This is a genomic window from Chitinophaga sp. CC14, assembly GCF_048957795.1.
Lineage (GTDB): Bacteria > Bacteroidota > Bacteroidia > Chitinophagales > Chitinophagaceae > Chitinophaga > Chitinophaga ginsengisegetis.
Window position 1 is genome coordinate 30335 of record NZ_JARBFY010000002.1, and the last position, 15994, is coordinate 46328.

Genomic DNA, 15994 nt, shown 5'->3' on the forward strand with positions numbered 1-15994 from the left:
GTATAATTATTTTTTTAAAATTTTTTAAAAAGTCAAAATATTCTTGCAATTTAGTGATTGGGTAAAACGTTTTAGCAAAAATAATTGCGAAATATACAAGAAATATAGGAGAAGTTTAATTATGTTCGTGCTTATCAAAAAAAATAATTCTGACAGCTTATGTCCAACCAAACAGTAACAATGAATGTCCCTCCCAAACAGGCCGGGTATGCGCAATCAATGGCCATTATCGGCATATTGTTTTTCGTATTCGGGTTTGTTACCTGGCTCAATGGAACACTGATCCAGTTTTTCCAGATCGTATGTGAACTGAACGTATCCCAGGCGCTGCTGGTAACTATGGCCTTTTATATGGCCTATTTCTTCCTCTCCATTCCTTCTTCCTTTATCCTGAACAAAACAGGTTTTAAGAACGGGATGGCCTTAGGACTCCTCATCATAGCCATTGGCTCCCTGGTGTTTATACCTGCCGCCAACGCACGCAGCTTCGCTATGTTCCTCACCGGCCTGTTCATCCAGGGCGCCGGATTATCATTGCTGCAAACCGCTTCCAACCCTTACGCCAGTATCATCGGGCCAAAGGAAAGTGCGGCCAAGCGTATCAGTATCCTCGGTATCTGTAATAAAAGTGCAGGCGCCCTGGCACCGTTGATCCTCAGCTCTATTGTACTGAAAGGAGCCGACAAGCTGGAAAAAGATATTGCTGCTGCGGTAGACGCGGTACAGAAAAATGCTTTACTCGATAGCCTGGCCTCCCGCGTAATCGGACCCTACGTAGCTATCGCCATCATATTAACTATACTGGCGTTTCTCCTGAAACGTTCTTCTTTACCGGAAATTGATACTAATACGGAAGATGCAGCCACCGCTGCAGCTACCACCGGTAAAACGAGCGTATTCCAGTTCCCTCAGCTGGTATTGGGCGTGCTCTGCATCTTTGTTTATGTAGGCGTGGAAGTAATGGCCGGCGACGTAATCGGTCAGTACGGAAAAGCCCTCGGCATGAGTGTGGACGATACCAAGTACTTCACCACCTTTACCCTGATAGCCATGCTGGCAGGTTATGTAATAGGTATTGCTACCATCCCGAAATACCTCTCCGGTAAAAAAGGATTACAGATCTCCGCTATACTGGGCGTACTGTTCACCGTAGCCGCCTATTTCGCTACCGGCTTCTCCGCGGTAACGTTTATCGCTTTACTCGGACTGGCCAATGCGCTCATGTGGCCCGCTATTTTCCCAATGGCTATCGACGGACTGGGCCGCTTCACCAAAATAGGCTCCGCTTTACTGGTAATGGGTATCGCCGGTGGTGGCGTGATCCCGCAGATCTACAGCGGTATGTTTGATCAGCACAGCATGTTCAGCTTCCTCTACAGCAGCAGCATCGATTTCAGACACGCATTCCTGTACTGCATGGTGCCCTGCTACCTGTACATCCTGTTTTATGCCCTGGTAGGCGATAAAGTAGGCAAGAATTAACTACTCCTGATATTTTTTGAAAGGTTGTTCTGATTTTCAGAACAACCTTTTTTTATTCTCAATCATTTTTATATTTTTAGGTGTAAATTTTACGTTTAATAATCTTTTAATGATACAAGAAACCAGGGAGCAGTTTATCCACTTATTTGAAAAAGAGCCACTGATGGTCGTTTCCCCCGGACGCATCAACCTGATCGGTGAACATACAGATTATAATGATGGTTTTGTTTTACCCGCAGCTATCGATAAGAAAATTGTATATGCCATCGCGCTCAACAATACACAGCAATGTAATGTACATGCCGTTTTTACTAATGAAACGGTGTCGTTCAGCCTGGAAGAGGTAAAACCAACTCCCGGATGGATCAACTATCTCATGGGAGTAGTGTATCAACTGCAGGAACGCGGGCTGCCCGTACAGGGCTTCGACTGTGTACTGGCCGGCGATATCCCCGTAGGCGCAGGCATGTCTTCTTCCGCCGCTGTGGAAGGAGGTCTTGTTGCCGCACTGGATCATATCTTCGCATACGGACTGGATCGCATGCAAATGGCCCTCATCGGTCAGAAAGCAGAACATACCTTCCCGGGTGTAAAATGCGGCATCATGGACCAGTTTGCAAACCTGCATGGTAAAAAAGACCAGGTAATGCGCCTCGACTGCCGCAGCCTGGAATTTGAATATTTCCCTTTCAACTTCCCCGATTACAAAATAGTACTGTGCAATTCTATGGTACATCACTCCCTCGCTTCTTCTGAATACAATGTACGCAGGCAGCAGTGCGAGGAAGGCGTTAAGGCCATCCAGGCAAATCATCCCGCCGTGAAATCCCTGCGGGACGCAGATATGCACATGCTCAACGAAGTTCGCGCACAGCTTTCTTCCAAAGTATACGACCGCTGTAATTACGTGATCGCTGAAATACAACGGGTACAGGATGCTACCGCACTGCTGAAAAAAGGCGATCTGCAACAGTTCGGTGAACTGATGTATGCCACCCACGAAGGGCTGAGCAAACTCTATGAAGTAAGCTGCCCGGAACTGGACTTCCTCGTATCACTGGCCAGGGAGAGAAAAGAAGTAGCCGGCGCCCGCGTAATGGGTGGTGGTTTTGGCGGTTGTACCATCAACCTCGTAAAAGCGGATAAAGTAGAGGAATATGTATCCTTCATTAAATCGCGCTACCTGGATCAATATGGTAAGGAACCGGAAGTATATGTAACCATTATTGAAGAAGGGGTTTCCATTATCGACTAAGCGCCTTCGGCGATTTTAAATTGTCCTGGAACAGGATCAGGCTGATTATACTGATTTCATTGATTTGATCATGTTTGATTTTTAAAGATTAAGGGAGATAAAAGCGAATATATCCGCTTATATCTCCCTTTTCTTTTTATAAAATCCCAGAAAATCAAATCAATGAAATCAGTATAATCAGCCTGATCCTGTTCCAGGACAATTTAAAATCGCCGAAGGCGATCCTCCTAGTACTGATCGTCCAGTGCGAAGATTGGCTTTCTGTTCATCCAGCGGCCACGGGTGAAGTCCGGAATGAACTGCACGCTGCCGCTTTCTGCTACGGATTGCTCACTCAGCGGAGTGATAGCATACCAGGTAGCCATGTCGTAAACATCCAGCGGATAGGGCGCACCACGTTTGATACACTCCAGGAAAGAGTTGAGTACAAACCAGTCCATACCGCCATGACCCGCACCTGCAGCATCGTTGGCATACTTTTTCCACAATGGGTGGTCGTATTTGCCAAAGTAGCTGTTGGGATCTTTAAAGTCGCCGGTCTTTTCCCACTCGTCGTGTTTACTTTTCTTTTCTACGTAAATAGATTCCTGGTCATCCATCCACAAACCATTGGTCCCCTGAACACGGAAGTTCAGTGAGTAAGGCCGCGGAGAGTTGGTATCGTGCGACAGCATAATCGTTTCACCATTGTTGGTTTTGATCAGGGTAGACACGATATCGCCCAGTTTGAATTCTACTTTCGCGTTTGGATGGTTTTCACCGCCGTTATCCACAATGTATTTATGTAAACCACGGGATTTGGTAGCCACGGATGTCAGCGACAACAAGCGGTTACCACGGTTAATATTGATGTAGTTGTTGACCGGACCCAGGCCATGCGAAGGATACAGATCACCGTTGCGGTATACAGAGTGGGCAGTTCTCCACTTGGCTTCAGACAGTGCTTTTTCTCCGAATTCCACACCACCGCCATAATACTGCTTGCCGTTGTTAAACTTAACGCCACGCAGATCGTGCTGGTAACCACCCTGCAGGTGGATCAGCTCACCAAATAAACCCTGGCGTACCATGTTCAGTACGGCCATCACATCCCTGCGGTAACATACGTTTTCCATACCAAATACAGGGATACCGGTTTCTTCACTGGTATTTACCAGTTCCCAGCATTCCTGGATATCTGATGCACCACAAACTTCCACCGCCGGTGTTTTGCCTGCTTTCATACAGGCTACCGCCATGATAGAATGCCATTCCCACGGAGTGGCAATGATCACCGCATCAATGTCGTCACGTTTCAGCATGTTGCGGAAATCTTCCGGACCGTTCGTGTATTCAGCTACTTTTCTTTTGCCGCCGTATACCTTTTCGATCATGGCCCGTACCTTTGGGAGGGTGTAAGTGGTATCAGGATCCGCGAAAGCAACAACTTCCGCGTCTTCACGATGGAGACAGAAATTCAGGTGACCGAGTCCGCGGGCGCCAACACCTATCAGACCGATTCTAACTTTTGGTTTCTTTTCGTTGGCAAATAATTTGGCAGAAGAGCCGAGCATAGAAAGTCCTACGCCAGCTGCTACCGTGTTTTTCAGAAAACTTCTGCGATGCAGTGGATTTTTATTCATTGTTCAAAGTTTATCAGCGTATACATTATACGTCTTAGGAGGGACTAAATTTATAAAAATTGATTTATCTAAACCAACCCACCATAGAATAATCTTACATTTTTGTGATAAACGGCGGGTTATCACTACTTATCCTGCCCTCTACAGATGAGGGAAAGCGTATCAAGTCCACCTCAAAGGCATGTCAAAAGCATATCAAGGGGTGGGTTTTTGCAGGCGCCATTTAGGGATAACCCGTAGATAAGCCGTATATGAGCCGTATATAAGCCGTAGATAACCCGTACCTATAATGATACGGGTTATCTATGAATCATCACCGTCTTTTTTATAGATAGAGTATAATTATACCTGGGCAGATCCCAGGATAGTTTATTGTTCAGGGCTTTTCTTATGATGGTATTTCCCTACGGTTAACTAAACCTTTGGGGCCGGTTTAAGCTAAAATTGAATTAATAATAGGGAATTTGAGATTGAAGGGTTCTGATTATCTGCTATATCTTCGCTCACATCGTAATCCGTAACTTTTATTTCAGGCAATGAAGAAAAACACGTTACTCCTCGCGGGGCTGCTCGGCTTCAATATGGCAATGGCCCAGGAGATCAAACCTTACGGCGCCCTGCCTTCCAAAGCGCAGGTATCCTGGAATGACATGGAATATTACATGTTCATTCATTTTGGACCCAACACCTTCACCAACAAAGAATGGGGACATGGCGATGAAGATCCGAAAGTATTCAATCCTACCCATCTGGATGCCCGTCAGTGGGCGCGTACCGCCAAAGCGGCCGGTATGAAAGGAATTGTGATCACCGCCAAACACCATGATGGCTTCTGCCTCTGGCCCAGCAAATACAGTACCCATACTGTGCGTGAAAGCGCCTGGAAAGATGGTAAAGGCGATGTGCTGGCCGAACTGTCGGCCGCCTGCAAAGAGTACGGTCTGAAGTTTGGCGTGTACCTCTCTCCGTGGGACCGCAACCATCCTGAATACGGGAAGCCTGGTTATAACCAGGTGTTTGCCAATACGCTTAATGAAGTGCTTTCCAGCTACGGCCCCGTATTTGAACAGTGGTTCGATGGCGCCAATGGCGGTAATATCAAGCAGCCGTACGACTGGAACCTGTTCCACAGCGTAGTCTATAAAAATCAGCCCAATGCCGTGATCTTTAGTGATGTGGGACCGGGCTGCCGCTGGGTGGGTAATGAGAACGGTATTGCCGGCACTACCAATTGGAGTACACTGAATGTAAAAGGTTTCGCACCGGGCGCAAATGGTCCGGCTACCAAGTCACTCAATGAAGGTAATGAGGATGGCGAACAATGGATCCCCGCAGAATGCGACGTATCTATCCGGCCAGGATGGTTTTACAGCCCCGAAACAAACGATAAGGTAAAATCTGTGTCCTCGCTGCTCGATATCTATTACGGCTCCGTGGGCCGCAACGGTAACCTGATCCTCAATGTGCCGGTAGACCGGGATGGTCTTATCCATCCGAACGACTCTACCCGCCTGATGGAGCTGCGCCGTGTGCTGGATGCGTCTTTCAAAAACAACCTGGCAAAACGTGCAGTAGTAACTGCCACCAACACCCGCAGCAACAATAAAGCTGTAAAGGTGTCTAACCTGAATGATGGCACCAACACCACTTACTGGGCCACTACCGACGATGCCACCACTACTACCATCACGCTTACCTATAAGCAGCCGGTTACCTTTAACAGGCTGGTGCTGCAGGAATACATTGCGCTGGGTCAGCGTGTGAAAGCCTTCAACGTAGAAGTGCTGGAACAGGGCGCCTGGAAGCAGATTGCCAGCGAAACCACCATTGGTCACAAGCGTATTTTGCGTTTGAAGGATTACACCACCACACAGGTGCGCATCAATATCCTGGATGCAAAGGCGGCGCCGGTGATCAGTGAAGTGCAGCTGTATAAAGCGCCGGGGTTACTTACTTTGCCGCAGATTGGCCGTACTGCCGACGGGAAAGTATGGATCCACAGCGAATCCGGCGATCCTGATATTCACTACACCCTGGATGGCAGCGAACCTACCGTGAAGTCGCTGAAGTATATCTCTGCAGAAACTACTGTTATCAACTTGCCCCGGGGCGGCGTGGTACGCGCCAAAGCGTTCCTGGATAACGGCAAAACTGCCAGCGAAACAGTTACCACCACCTTTGATATCGCTGCTGCCAAATGGAAAATAATTTCCCCGGAGGCTGCCGCCAAAGACAATGACCCTGCTAAAGCCATAGATGGCAGCAACGCCACTGTTTATGTGGCAGGCAATAAAGGATATCCGCATGAGTTGCAGGTGGATCTGGGCGAAACCCTTTCCCTGAAAGGATTTACGTACACTCCTCCGGTTGGCGAAGGCATCATTTACGGCTATGAGTTTTACACCAGCACCGACGGTAAAAACTGGAGCAGCCCGGTAGCCAGCGGTCAGTTTGCCAATATCAAAAACAACCCGGTGCAGCAAACGGTGGCTTTCAAAAAGACCAGCGCCCGCTACATCCGCTTTGTGGCTACTTCGCCGGCAGATGAAAAGCAGCCGCAGGCGGCCATTGCCGAGTTAGGCGTGATTACCCGCTGAGAGCGAAGTTTGTCTTTCCCGGGATTCGGCTGATTATACTGATTACTTGGATTTTGCTTTTGGGATTTTAAATGATTTGGGGAGATAGAAATGGATGTTCCATTTTTATCTCCCCAATTTTGTTTAAAATCAGCATAATTGGCTAATTATCAGTATAAAAATCACAATATATAATTAACCAAATCAACTCAATCAGTGTAATCCCGGGAAAGACAACATCCGCGTTTGTTAAAATTCTTCTCAACTCAAAAAAAATTCGACTATTTAAAAGGATATTGTTATAACTTTGCCGATAATCTAAACTAAAGACAATATTTATAACAATTTAACGCTGAACTGAAGTTGGAAAAAACCGCAACTCATACCAACATTTCTGCATATCATCCCGCTTTAACCGAGGGGGTATATTCTGTTGGGTTCAATGTCTTTAGATTTCTTTCCCGACGACCTAGAATTTGATAGCGCTTGTCTGAATATGGCCGCTATCGCACCGTGATTCCCCAATCCTCCGGTGAACCTTTCCAGCAATGGAATTTCAAGTTAGTTTATTGATTCACGATTTCAATTTAAAAAGTTGGAAAATCAACATATCATCGTTAGGGTAGCCACTCCTGACGATATTCACTATTCAAATACCATCACAGACGAGATGGAATCATCTGCAAAAGCAAGAGGAACCGGCATTGCGAAGCGTTCCCCTGACTATGTAGAGCTGAAAATGAACGAAGGCAAGGCGGTAATTGCTGTTACCGATAAGGGCGAATGGGTAGGCTTCTGCTATATTGAAGCCTGGGGTCATGAGAAATTTGTGGCGAATTCGGGTCTGATCGTTAATCCCGCCTTCAGAGGCCACGGTGTGGCTAAATCGATCAAAAAGAGAATATTCGAACTGTCGAGAGAGAAATACCCGGATGCCAAGATCTTCGGTTTAACCACCGGTCTCGCAGTAATGAAAATCAACTCCGAACTCGGATACGAGCCGGTAACCTATTCTGAACTCACCGATGATGAAGAGTTCTGGAAAGGCTGCAGAAGCTGCGTGAACTTCGACATCCTCACTGCTAAAGAAAGGAAGAACTGCTTGTGCACGGCCATGCTGTACAACCCGCTGGAAAAACTGAAGGAAGCAGAAGAAAAAGCAATGGCCGACAAAGCGCCGGTTCCTGAACCACAACCGCAGCCACAATTATCCGTGAGCGCAAGCGGCCATATGCACCACGCCAGACGCCGCCGCAGATTTAAAGGAAACATAAAGCTCTACGAGCGATGGTTACGTTTTAAAAGATTTGTTTTGCTGAAAAGCAAAAAAGAAGGTGGCGCCACCGGATCTAAAAAGAAATTTTTCCTGTTCTGACTACAGGATCATCAATATTGTTATCTGGATTTATAAAAAAAGATGTCATAATGAAAAAAGTAGTACTGGGATTTAGCGGAGGACTTGATACTTCCTATTGCGTTAAATATCTGACCGAAGAAAAAGGATATGAAGTGCATTCAGTGATTGTAAACACTGGCGGTTTTTCTGAAGAAGAGCTGCAGGAAATAGAAAAGCGCGCTTACAGCCTGGGCGTTAAAAGTCATAAAACTGTTAATGCAATACGTTCTTATTATGATGGTGTGATCAAATACCTCATCTTCGGTAATGTACTGAAAAATAATACCTACCCGCTGAGCGTAAGCGCAGAGCGCATGAGCCAGGCACTGGCCATCGCGGAATATGTGAAGGAAGTAGGAGCCGACGCAGTAGCGCACGGCAGCACCGGCGCCGGTAACGACCAGGTACGTTTTGATATGGTGTTCCATATTATGATCCCCGGCGTGGAAATCATTACCCCGATCCGTGATCTGAAACTGAGCCGCGAAGAAGAGATCTCCTACCTCAGATCCAAAGGAGTAGAAGTGAACTTTGAAAAAGCCATGTACTCTATCAACAAAGGTATGTGGGGAACTTCTGTTGGCGGAAAAGAAACACTCACCTCCAACGGTATGCTGCCTGAAGCGGCATGGCCTACCCAACTCACAAAGCAGGGCGAAGAGCAGGTGAAATTGACTTTTGAAAAAGGTGAGCTTACTGGTGTGAACGACAAAACTTTTGGTCATCCATCTGAAGCTATTCAATATTTACAAACCATCGCCGGTCCTTTTGCCATTGGCCGCGATATCCACGTAGGCGATACCATCATCGGTATCAAAGGACGTGTAGGATTTGAAGCCGCTGCGCCGATGGTAATCATCAAAGCGCATCACGCACTGGAAAAACATGTGTTAACAAAATGGCAGTTGAGCTGGAAAGATCAACTGGCCCAGTTTTATGGTAACTACATGCATGAAGGTCAGATCATGGACCCGGTTATGCGCGACATCGAAGCCTTCCTGCAAAACACCCAGGAAAATGTTTCCGGCGAAGTATTTGTTACCCTTATGCCTTACCGTTTCCAGGTTACCGGTATCAACTCTCCTTACGACCTGATGAGCAGCAAGTTTGGTAAATACGGTGAAATGAACACCGGCTGGAGCGGAGATGACGTAAGAGGGTTCAGCAAAATTTTTGGTAACCAGACAATGATCTGGCACCAGGTTAAAAATTCTATCTAAATCAGCAGGCAATGGCAAATGATAAAAAGATAAGAGCAGGAATTGTAGGCGGGGCAGGGTATACAGGCGGTGAAATGATCCGGCTTTTACTGAATCACCCGGATGTTACTATTTCGTTTGTACATAGCCGTAGTAATGCTGGCAATCCTTTGTACGCAGTACACGCAGATCTGTTAGGAGAAACAGAACAACTGTTCACCGGCGAGCTGAGCAACGATGTTGATGTGATGTTTCTTTGCCTGGGCCACGGCGAATCTAAAAAGTTCCTCGAAGCAAATGAGGTGGCTGCCCATGTAAAAGTGATTGACCTGAGCCAGGATTTTCGTTTAGGCGAAACCGTAAAGGACCGCGCTTTTGTATACGGTTTACCCGAAATGCAACGCGACCTGATAAAAACTGCGCAGAACATTGCCAACCCCGGCTGCTTTGCTACCGGTATCCAGCTGGGCCTGTTACCACTGGCAAAGGCGGGGCTGCTCACGGAAGTACATACCACCGGTATCACCGGTTCTACCGGGGCGGGACAAAGCTTACAGGCTACCTCGCATTTTACCTGGAGGGCCAATAATATTTCCACCTATAAAGTGCTGAATCATCAGCACCTGAAAGAAATACGACGAAGCCTGCAGCTGTTGCAGCCAGGCTTCAATGGTGAGGTGAATTTTGTTCCCGTACGCGGCGATTATCCAAGAGGAATCTGGGTAACCTCGTACCTGCAAACCGACTTATCGCTGGAAGAGGCTGTGAAGCTGTATAAAGACTTCTACGCCGGTCATCCGTTTACACATGTAAGCGATAAACAGATCGATCTGAAGCAGGTAGTGAACACCAACAAGTGTTTGATTCAACTGGAAAAAACCGGTAACAAACTGGTGATCCATTCCATTGAAGACAACCTGCTGAAAGGCGCTTCCGGTCAGGCAGTGCAAAACATGAACCTGATGTGCGGACTGGATGAAACGGCAGGACTGAAACTGAAGTCCATCGTGTTCTAAGTGTTTTTATCATTTTCAATTTATTGCCAACATGAAACTGTTCGACGTATATCCCGTTAACGATATCATTATAGAAAAAGCCCAGGACTCCCACGTTTGGGACAACAAGGGCACACAATACCTGGACCTGTATGGCGGGCATGCAGTGATCTCTATTGGTCACACGCATCCACATTATGTAAAGCGCCTTACAGACCAGTTGCATAAAGTAGGCTTTTATTCCAATTCTGTAAAGATGCCTTTACAGGAAGAGCTGGCCGCCTTGCTGGGCAAAGTTTCCGGTAAGGAAGACTATCAGCTGTTCCTGTGCAACTCCGGTGCGGAAGCCAATGAAAATGCACTGAAGCTGGCCTCTTTTTACAACGGTAAAAAGAAAGTCATTGCTTTTAAGAAAGCATTTCACGGCAGAACCTCCCTGGCAGTAGCGGCTACCGACAATCCGAAAATTGTAGCGCCGGTAAATGAAACAGACAACGTGGTATTTTTACCCTGGGAAGATGAAGCCGCACTGGAACAGGCTTTCCAGCAGTATGAAGTATCCTCCGTGATCATTGAAGGTATCCAGGGTGTAGGTGGTATCAACGTAGCCAGCGAATCTTTCCTGCGGAAGATCAGGAGCCTGTGTGATGCGCACAACGCCGTGTTCATTGCAGACTCCGTACAGTGTGGATATGGCCGCAGCGGTAAATTCTACTCGCACGATTTTGCGGGTGTAAACGCGGATATCTACAGCATGGCGAAAGGAATGGGAAATGGTTTCCCGATCGGCGCCATCATCATTGCACCAAAATTCCATGCGGTGTATGGTATGCTGGGCACTACCTTTGGTGGTAATCACCTGGCCTGCGCAGCAGCCCTGGCAGTACTGGAAACCATACAGGCGGAAAAACTGATGGACAACGCAGCTACGGTAGGTAACTATCTCATGGAACAGCTGCGCACATTTGATAAGGTGAAAGAAGTAAGAGGCCGTGGTTTGATGATCGGTATAGATCTCCCGGAAGAATTATCACACGTGAGAAAAGAACTGCTGCATACCCATAAGATCTTCACCGGTGAAGCAAAACCAAACGTGATCCGTTTGCTTCCTTCCCTGGCGCTTACACAGGCCCACGCAGATCAGTTCCTGGAAGCATTCGGAAAAGCATTAAATAAATAAGTAAACAACCATGTACGGCAGGCAGTGTGCCTTTAACATCTTTCCACTGCCTGTTTAAAGCCTATAAGCGAAATGAAACAATTTATTTCTACAGCAGATGTTCCCAGTGTCCCGCGGTTAGTGGACATTGCGCTGAACTACAAGAAAGATCCTTTCAGGGATAAGGAATTAGGTAAGAACAAAACAGTGGGAATGATATTCCTGAATCCCAGTTTGCGAACACGTTTAAGTACACAGATCGCTGCAAAGAACCTGGGTATGGAACCGATCGTGTTTAACATCGATAAGGAAGGATGGGCGCTGGAAATGAATGATGGCGTGGTGATGAATGGAAACACCACCGAACACGTGAAAGAAGCGGCGGCAGTAATGGGACAGTACTTTGATATACTGGCCATCCGTACTTTTCCGGGGTTGAAAAATAAAGAAGAAGATTATACAGAGAAATATATTAACCAGTTCATTAAGTATGCCGGTGTGCCGGTAGTAAGCCTCGAAAGCGCTACCCTGCACCCTTTACAGAGTTTAACAGACGTAATTACCATCAAGGAAAACTGGCAGCAAACCCGTAAACCTAAAGTGGTAATGACCTGGGCGCCTCACGTAAAAGCGCTGCCACAGGCTGTTCCCAACTCTTTTGCACAATGGATGAACGCATGGGGCGAAGCAGATTTTGTGATCACCCATCCGGAAGGCTACGAACTGGACGAGAAATTTTCCGGTAATGCACAAATTGAATACGATCAGGATAAAGCCTTGCAGGACGCGGATTTTGTATATGTGAAAAACTGGTCTTCTTATAGAGACTATGGCAAAATTACCTGTACAGATCCTTCCTGGATGTTTACCAACGAAAAACTCAAACTCACCAATGCGGCCAAAGTAATGCACTGCCTGCCGGTAAGAAGGAATGTAGTGATTGCAGATGAAGTACTGGACGGTCCGCAATCCATCGTTATCCGGGAAGCCGGTAACCGGGTATGGGCAGCCCAGGCAGTGTTGAGTGAAATACTGAAAGGATAATTATGATCGACTTATTTATTATCAAAGTAGGCGGAAACGTAATCGATAACCCGGCATTGCTGCAAACCTTCCTGGAGAAGTTTGCAGCAATTCCCGGTAAAAAGATCCTGATACACGGCGGCGGTAAAATCGCTACCCGTATCGGTGATAAGCTGGGTATTGAATCGAAATACGTAGACGGCAGACGGATCACCGATGCAGACACTATCGACGTGGTAACAATGGTATACGGTGGTTTGGTAAACAAACAGCTGGTAGCCAAATTACAGGCCAATGGCTGTAATGCCATCGGTTTAACCGGTGCCGACGCCAACATCATTCCTGCGGTAAAAAGACCGGTAAAGGAAATCGACTACGGTTTTGTAGGAGATATACGTACGGAGATCCTGCATACAGGTCCGCTGAAAGCATTGCTGGATACCGGGATTACGCCGGTGTTTGCCCCGCTTACGCATGATGGTAATGGCCAGATCCTGAATACCAATGCAGATACCATTGCCTCTTCGCTGGCTATTGCTTTATCACAGCACTACAGTGTACGGCTGATTTACTGCTTTGAAAAGAAAGGGGTGTTGCGTGATCCTGCAGATGATGAATCCGTTATTAATCTCATCAACAAAGAAATTTACCAGCAACTGCTGGAAGAAAAAATACTGACAGACGGGATATTGCCTAAACTGCAAAATGCTTTCGGGGCAATTGACAATGGTGTAAAAGAAGTGCTGATAGGGCATGCAGACGATGTTCTGAGCAATACAACCCCGAAAGTGGCAGGCACTCTAATATGCTAACCTATGTGGAACGAAAAACTATATGATGTGGCGGTGGCCCTGCTCAAACAGATGATCGCCACCCCTTCATTAAGCCGCGAAGAAGACGGCACCGCGCAACTGATCAGTGAGTTCCTGACGGCAATGGATATTCCGCATGAGCGGCATCTCAATAATATCTGGGCCCTCAATAAACATTACGATCCCTCCAAACGTAATATACTCCTGAACTCCCATCATGATACCGTAAAACCCAATCCACAATATACCCGCGATCCTTTTAGTCCGGATGTGGAAGACGGAAAGCTCTACGGCCTCGGTAGCAATGATGCCGGCGGTTGCCTGGTTAGCCTGATTGCGACGTTCCTGCATTTTTATCATCGCAGTGACCTGGGCTACAATATCATCCTCACAGCCACTGCAGAAGAGGAGATCAGTGGCGCCAACGGGATAGAAAGTATCCTGCCGAAACTGCCCGCTATTGAGTTTGCTATTGTGGGAGAACCCACTTTAACACAACTGGCCATCGCCGAAAAAGGACTGATGGTACTGGATTGCACCAGCTACGGCAAGGCAGGCCACGCCGCCAGGGAAGAAGGAGAAAATGCGTTGTATAAAGCATTGCCTGATTTGAACTGGTTCAAAGATTTCCGTTTCCCGAAAGTATCGGAAACACTGGGCCCCGTGAAGATGAGCGTCACCGTGATCAATACCTCCAATAAAGCGCATAACGTAGTACCGGCCGACTGCACCTTTGTAGTGGATGTACGGGCTACCGATCAATATACACTGGAAGAACTGCTGGAAATGATCCGGGCCAATGTATCCTGCGAAGTAAAGCCACGGTCCATGAGAATGCGGCCTTCCTTTATTCCAATGGAACATCCGTTTGTACAGGCAGGCATAAGCGTGGGTAAAACCTGTTACGGATCGCCTACCACGTCCGACCAGGCGCTGATCCCGGCTACCTCTGTGAAAATGGGTCCCGGCGATTCTGCCCGCTCACATACCGCAGATGAATATATTCACCTGCATGAAATCAAAGACGGTATCCAGAGCTATATCCAGTTACTGGAAATGATCCAGTAGTGTATCTTTGGTAAATATGATTTTTAATTTCACGCTTTAACACCGCGTGGAAAAACTATAGTATTATGAAATTGTGGCAAAAAGATAAAGCCTCCTTAGCAGCGGTGGAAACATTCACCGTAGGAAAAGACCGTGAAATGGACGCCTTCCTGGCGCCGTTTGATGTGCTGGGTTCTATGGCACATATCACCATGCTGCAAAGTATAGGATTGCTGGAAGCAGAAGAACTCACGATATTAAAACAGGAACTCAAAAACATCTACCAGGAAATTCAATCCGGTGATTTTAAACTGGAAGAAGGAGTGGAAGATATCCACTCACAGGTAGAACTGTTGCTGACCCGCCGTTTGGGCGAAGTAGGCAAGAAGATCCACAGCGGGCGTTCCCGCAACGACCAGGTTTTAGTAGATCTGAAGCTGTTCCTGCGTCATGAACTGCAAACCATGACCGAGGAAGTGCTTGCGTTGTTCCACCTGCTACAGCAAAAAAGTGAAGCATACAAAGCACACCTGATACCGGGTTACACCCACCTGCAAATTGCCATGCCTTCTTCCTTCGGATTATGGTTTGGCGCCTACGCCGAAAGCCTGGTAGACGACCTCACCATGTTACAGGGCGCTTATAAAGTAGTGAACAAAAACCCGCTCGGCTCCGCAGCCGGTTACGGATCTTCGTTCCCCCTTGACCGTGAGCTTACCACCGCTTTGCTGGGTTTTGATGCGCTCAACTACAACGTAGTATACGCACAGATGGGACGCGGTAAAACGGAGAAAATAGTGGCTTTTGCACTGGCTGGCATCGCAGCTACCATTGCTAAAATGGCAATGGATGCATGTTTGTTCATGAACCAGAACTTCGGCTTTATCAGCTTCCCGGATGAACTCACCACCGGCTCCAGCATTATGCCGCATAAAAAGAACCCGGATGTATGGGAACTGATCCGCTCTCATGGCAACAAACTCCAGGCATTGCCCAATGAAATTGCCATGATGACCACCAACCTGCCTTCCGGCTACCACCGCGATTTGCAGCTGCTGAAAGAAAATTTATTCCCTGCTTTCCAAACGCTGAAAGACTGTATCCGCATGAGCCGCCTGATGCTGGAAAATGTACGCATAAAGGAAAACATACTGGATGATGATAAGTACCAATACCTGTTCAGTGTGGAAGTGGTAAACAACCTGGTGTTGCAGGGTACGCCGTTCCGTGAAGCCTATAAGAAAGTAGGCATGGACATTGAAAATGGTACCTTCTCTCCTGATAAAGCCGTGAAGCATACCCATGCAGGCAGCATCGGCAATTTAGGTACACAACAGATTGCCGCGCAAATGGATGCGGTGATAAAAGGCTTCCCTTTTGAATCGGTGGATAAAGCGATAGAGAAATTACTAAATAGTTGATAAGATA

General features: G+C 47.0%; 12 protein-coding genes. 11 read left to right on the forward strand and 1 reads right to left on the reverse strand.

Going from position 1 to position 15994, the window contains the following annotated elements; translation table 11 throughout:
• Positions 1–159 precede the first annotated feature (159 nt).
• Positions 160–1482 (forward strand): sugar MFS transporter, encoded by a 1323-nt coding sequence (locus tag PV783_RS09430; RefSeq protein WP_079468999.1) that lies wholly within the window; start codon positions 160–162, stop codon positions 1480–1482.
• Between the two features lie 109 nt (positions 1483–1591).
• Positions 1592–2737, forward strand: coding sequence for a galactokinase (galK, locus tag PV783_RS09435; protein ID WP_420987830.1), 1146 nt, complete (start codon positions 1592–1594; stop codon positions 2735–2737).
• 227 nt (positions 2738–2964) lie between these two features.
• On the opposite strand, the gene PV783_RS09440 is transcribed toward galK, so the two are convergent.
• Entirely contained in the window at positions 2965–4359 is a 1395-nt protein-coding gene (locus PV783_RS09440) for a Gfo/Idh/MocA family protein (protein WP_079468997.1), read from the reverse strand.
• A 536-nt stretch (positions 4360–4895) separates the two neighbouring features.
• Here PV783_RS09440 and PV783_RS09445 point away from each other — a divergent pair.
• From PV783_RS09445 to argH, 9 genes are all read left to right on the forward strand, one after another.
• Complete coding sequence (locus PV783_RS09445) at positions 4896–6956, forward strand: alpha-L-fucosidase (protein WP_420987831.1); 2061 nt, start codon at positions 4896–4898, stop codon at positions 6954–6956.
• A gap of 574 nt (positions 6957–7530) precedes the next feature.
• Complete coding sequence (locus tag PV783_RS09450) at positions 7531–8310, forward strand: GNAT family N-acetyltransferase (protein WP_079468995.1); 780 nt, start codon at positions 7531–7533, stop codon at positions 8308–8310.
• A gap of 50 nt (positions 8311–8360) precedes the next feature.
• Positions 8361–9551, forward strand: coding sequence for an argininosuccinate synthase (gene argG, locus PV783_RS09455; RefSeq protein WP_227024651.1), 1191 nt, complete (start codon positions 8361–8363; stop codon positions 9549–9551).
• A gap of 11 nt (positions 9552–9562) precedes the next feature.
• The gene (argC, locus tag PV783_RS09460) at positions 9563–10546 is read left to right on the forward strand and encodes an N-acetyl-gamma-glutamyl-phosphate reductase (protein WP_420987832.1); all 984 of its coding nucleotides are present in this window, start codon (positions 9563–9565) and stop codon (positions 10544–10546) included.
• A 31-nt stretch (positions 10547–10577) separates the two neighbouring features.
• A complete protein-coding gene (locus PV783_RS09465; RefSeq protein ID WP_336387205.1) occupies positions 10578–11705 on the forward strand; it encodes an aspartate aminotransferase family protein in 1128 nt (375 codons plus the stop codon).
• A 72-nt stretch (positions 11706–11777) separates the two neighbouring features.
• Positions 11778–12728 (forward strand): N-acetylornithine carbamoyltransferase, encoded by a 951-nt coding sequence (locus PV783_RS09470; RefSeq protein ID WP_420987833.1) that lies wholly within the window; start codon positions 11778–11780, stop codon positions 12726–12728.
• Between the two features lie 2 nt (positions 12729–12730).
• Entirely contained in the window at positions 12731–13519 is a 789-nt protein-coding gene (gene argB / locus PV783_RS09475; RefSeq protein ID WP_336387203.1) for an acetylglutamate kinase, read from the forward strand.
• Between the two features lie 3 nt (positions 13520–13522).
• Complete coding sequence (locus tag PV783_RS09480; RefSeq protein WP_420987834.1) at positions 13523–14587, forward strand: M20 family metallo-hydrolase; 1065 nt, start codon at positions 13523–13525, stop codon at positions 14585–14587.
• 65 nt (positions 14588–14652) lie between these two features.
• Positions 14653–15987 (forward strand): argininosuccinate lyase, encoded by a 1335-nt coding sequence (gene argH / locus PV783_RS09485; RefSeq protein WP_079468987.1) that lies wholly within the window; start codon positions 14653–14655, stop codon positions 15985–15987.
• The last annotated feature ends 7 nt before the right edge of the window (positions 15988–15994 follow it).

What these genes read in the sequence shown, in the direction of transcription:
- PV783_RS09430 (WP_079468999.1), top strand. Translation starts at nt 160, where the DNA reads ATGTCCAACCAAACAGTAACAATGAATGTCCCTCCCAAACAGGCCGGG.
- galK (WP_420987830.1), top strand. Translation starts at nt 1,592, where the DNA reads ATGATACAAGAAACCAGGGAGCAGTTTATCCACTTATTTGAAAAAGAG.
- PV783_RS09440 (WP_079468997.1), bottom strand. Translation starts at nt 4,359, where the DNA reads ATGAATAAAAATCCACTGCATCGCAGAAGTTTTCTGAAAAACACGGTA.
- PV783_RS09445 (WP_420987831.1), top strand. Translation starts at nt 4,896, where the DNA reads ATGAAGAAAAACACGTTACTCCTCGCGGGGCTGCTCGGCTTCAATATG.
- argG (WP_227024651.1), top strand. Translation starts at nt 8,361, where the DNA reads ATGAAAAAAGTAGTACTGGGATTTAGCGGAGGACTTGATACTTCCTAT.
- argC (WP_420987832.1), top strand. Translation starts at nt 9,563, where the DNA reads ATGGCAAATGATAAAAAGATAAGAGCAGGAATTGTAGGCGGGGCAGGG.
- PV783_RS09465 (WP_336387205.1), top strand. Translation starts at nt 10,578, where the DNA reads ATGAAACTGTTCGACGTATATCCCGTTAACGATATCATTATAGAAAAA.
- PV783_RS09470 (WP_420987833.1), top strand. Translation starts at nt 11,778, where the DNA reads ATGAAACAATTTATTTCTACAGCAGATGTTCCCAGTGTCCCGCGGTTA.
- argB (WP_336387203.1), top strand. Translation starts at nt 12,731, where the DNA reads ATGATCGACTTATTTATTATCAAAGTAGGCGGAAACGTAATCGATAAC.
- PV783_RS09480 (WP_420987834.1), top strand. Translation starts at nt 13,523, where the DNA reads ATGTGGAACGAAAAACTATATGATGTGGCGGTGGCCCTGCTCAAACAG.
- argH (WP_079468987.1), top strand. Translation starts at nt 14,653, where the DNA reads ATGAAATTGTGGCAAAAAGATAAAGCCTCCTTAGCAGCGGTGGAAACA.